At 34.8% G+C, this 2,509-nt stretch carries 3 protein-coding genes; all 3 read left to right on the top strand.

Annotated features, from left to right (window positions below; genetic code table 11):
* The first annotated feature begins 16 nt into the window (after positions 1 to 16).
* The 3 genes from lepB to ACMUOV_RS03565 all read left to right on the top strand — a co-directional run bounded on the left by lepB (position 17) and on the right by ACMUOV_RS03565 (position 2,370).
* Positions 17 to 793: a signal peptidase I gene (lepB, locus tag ACMUOV_RS03575; protein WP_413853745.1), complete on the top strand. Its 777-nt coding sequence runs from the start codon at positions 17 to 19 to the stop codon at positions 791 to 793.
* A gap of 229 nt (positions 794 to 1,022) precedes the next feature.
* A complete protein-coding gene (locus ACMUOV_RS03570; RefSeq protein ID WP_413853743.1) occupies positions 1,023 to 1,457 on the top strand; it encodes an NfeD family protein in 435 nt (144 codons plus the stop codon).
* 1 nt (position 1,458) lies between these two features.
* Positions 1,459 to 2,370 (top strand): SPFH domain-containing protein, encoded by a 912-nt coding sequence (locus ACMUOV_RS03565; RefSeq protein ID WP_413853742.1) that lies wholly within the window; start codon positions 1,459 to 1,461, stop codon positions 2,368 to 2,370.
* The last annotated feature ends 139 nt before the right edge of the window (positions 2,371 to 2,509 follow it).

The raw sequence follows: 2,509 nt of genomic DNA, 5'->3' as shown, positions 1-2,509 counted from the left end.
TAATTAGGATTATAAAATGGAAATTAAATTATTTGTAGCAGGATGTATATTTTTAGTGATTGCTGGCATTATGCAACTAGCAAAAAATAAATTGTTTAAGGGGCAAAAACCTAACAGAGCATTTACAGAGGTTTATTCTTGGGTTGATACTTTATGGACGGCTCTTATAATAGCTTCCATAATAATGTATTTTGTAATACAAGCATTTAAAATTCCTACCGGCAGTATGCGCGTAACACTTCTTGAAGGTGACCATCTTTTTGCGACAAAATTCATATACGGTTTAAGAGTCCCTTTCTCCGACGGTAAAAGAGTATTACCGTTAAAACAACCTAAACACGGTGACGTTATTATTTTTCAATGCCCGCCGCAGGCATTAACACCCGTTGAACAAATGAATAATGTAAAAAAAGATTACATTAAAAGATGTATGGCGCTTGCCGGAGATAAAGTTGAAATAAAAAATAAAAAACTTTTTGTAAACGATATTGAAATTGACGAACCTTATGTTCAACATGCGGATGAAAATTTATATAATTCTTTTAATTTGTTTAAAACACGGGAAGAATATCAAAAAGCTTGGGAAAACGGCGAACTTGCAACGGTTTCCCCTGCATTTATAAGAGATAATTTCGGTCCTGTTGTTGTTCCCGAAGGGCATTATATGGCACTCGGTGATAATAGGGATTATTCTTTTGATTCAAGGTATTGGGGACCGTTACCCGATAAATATTTAAAGGGTAAAGCATTGATAGTTTATTGGCCTTTAAAAAGAATTAAACTTATCAATTAAAAATTTGCTTCACAAATTTTTAATTGAGCTTATAGCTTATAGCTGAAAGCTTAAAGTTTAATGGGTTTTTTGCTACAGCGAAAAACCGTATATTTGGTCAAAAATTAACTTTGTGAATTTTTACCGAAAACTATCAGCTGAGGGAACGAAGTTCCCGGCTCAGCTAAGAAAATGCAAAGCATTTTCTGAATCAGCTGTTGTTAAATTGCAAAGCGATTTTGGAGGTTGTATGTCCTTATATATTTGGTGGATGATTGCATTTCTTGCTTTTTTGGCATTTGAAATAATTACACCGGGAACATTTTTCTTTTTATGTTTTTCCGTAGGCGCTCTGTTTGCGGCAATTGCCGTTTTGGTCGGGAATTCTCTGTTTACTTCAATAATAATATTTTGTATTTTTTCGTTGCTTTCAATATTTTTAATAAGACCGTCGGTGATAAAATATTTTAAATCAAAAAAATTGGAAAAAACAAACGTGGATGCGATTGTTGGCTCAACCGGTTTGGTTGTTGAACAAATTTCACCGTCAAATGCGGGAAAAATAAAAATTTCCGGGGAAATTTGGTTGGCAGTAAGTAACGAAACTGTTGAAACAGGTTCAACAGTTAAAATAAATTCAATAGACGGAACAAAATTGATTGTTGAAAAAATAAAAGGAGAATAAAATGATAGCATTAGCAATAGCAGCCGTTGTTGTAGTTTTTTTGCTGATATCAAACGGAGTTAGAATTGTTCAACAATATGAAAAGGGTTTGGTTGAAACGTTGGGTAAATATTCATCAACCGTCGGTGCCGGTGTTACAATAATAATACCAATATTTCAAACTTTAAGAAAAGTGGATATGAGGGAGCAGGTTATGGATGTTGCTCCTCAAAATGTTATTACAAAAGATAATGTTACCGTAACCGTTGATGCCATAATTTACTTCCAAATAACCGACCCGGTTAAAGTTGTTTATAATGTTGCAAATTTTGCACTTGCGGCGTTAAAACTTGCACAAACAAATTTAAGAAACGTTATCGGTGATATGGAACTCGATTCCACCCTTACATCAAGAGAAAAAATAAATAATCAGTTAAGGGCTGTTATGGATGAGGCAACCGATAAATGGGGTGTAAAAATAACAAGAGTTGAAATACAAAAAATTGATCCTCCTCGTGATATAACCGATTCTATGTCTAAACAAATGAAAGCCGAAAGAGAAAAAAGAGCAAATATTTTGGAAGCCGAAGGTTTCAGACAATCCGCGATACTTAAAGCCGAAGGGGAAAAACAGGCAGTGATATTGGAATCGGAAGCGGCAAAACAAAAATCAATTTTAATTGCCGAAGGACAAGCCGAAGCAATAAAAAGAGTTGCCGATGCACAAAAATATGAAATAGATACCGTTTACAGTGCAATACATCAGGGTAACCCTACAAACGATTTGTTGGCAGTAAAATATTTGGAAATGTTAGGTAAAGTTGCAGACGGCAAAGCAAGTAAAATATTTTTACCTTTGGAAACATCCGGTGTAACCGCATCAATTGCGGGAATTGCCGAACTTTTTAAAGAAAAGAAAGAAGATAAAAAATAGGTTGCAAGTATAAAAAGAATTTGATATAATAACGAAAGTTTTTAGATAGCAGGTATGGGTGGATGGCGGAACTGGCAGACGCACAGGACTTAAAATCCTGAGGCTCGCAAGAGCCGTGAGGGTTCAATTCCCTCTCTAC

Origin of the sequence: Candidatus Ruminimicrobium bovinum, from assembly GCF_902760015.1 — a bacterium.
Classification (GTDB): Bacteria; Elusimicrobiota; Endomicrobiia; order Endomicrobiales; family Endomicrobiaceae; genus Ruminimicrobium; species Ruminimicrobium bovinum.
The sequence above is the reverse complement of the archived record's forward strand: the minus strand, read 5'-3'. Positions and strand labels throughout refer to the sequence as shown.

What these genes read in the sequence shown, in the direction of transcription:
- lepB (WP_413853745.1), top strand. Translation starts at nt 17, where the DNA reads ATGGAAATTAAATTATTTGTAGCAGGATGTATATTTTTAGTGATTGCT.
- ACMUOV_RS03570 (WP_413853743.1), top strand. Translation starts at nt 1,023, where the DNA reads ATGTCCTTATATATTTGGTGGATGATTGCATTTCTTGCTTTTTTGGCA.
- ACMUOV_RS03565 (WP_413853742.1), top strand. Translation starts at nt 1,459, where the DNA reads ATGATAGCATTAGCAATAGCAGCCGTTGTTGTAGTTTTTTTGCTGATA.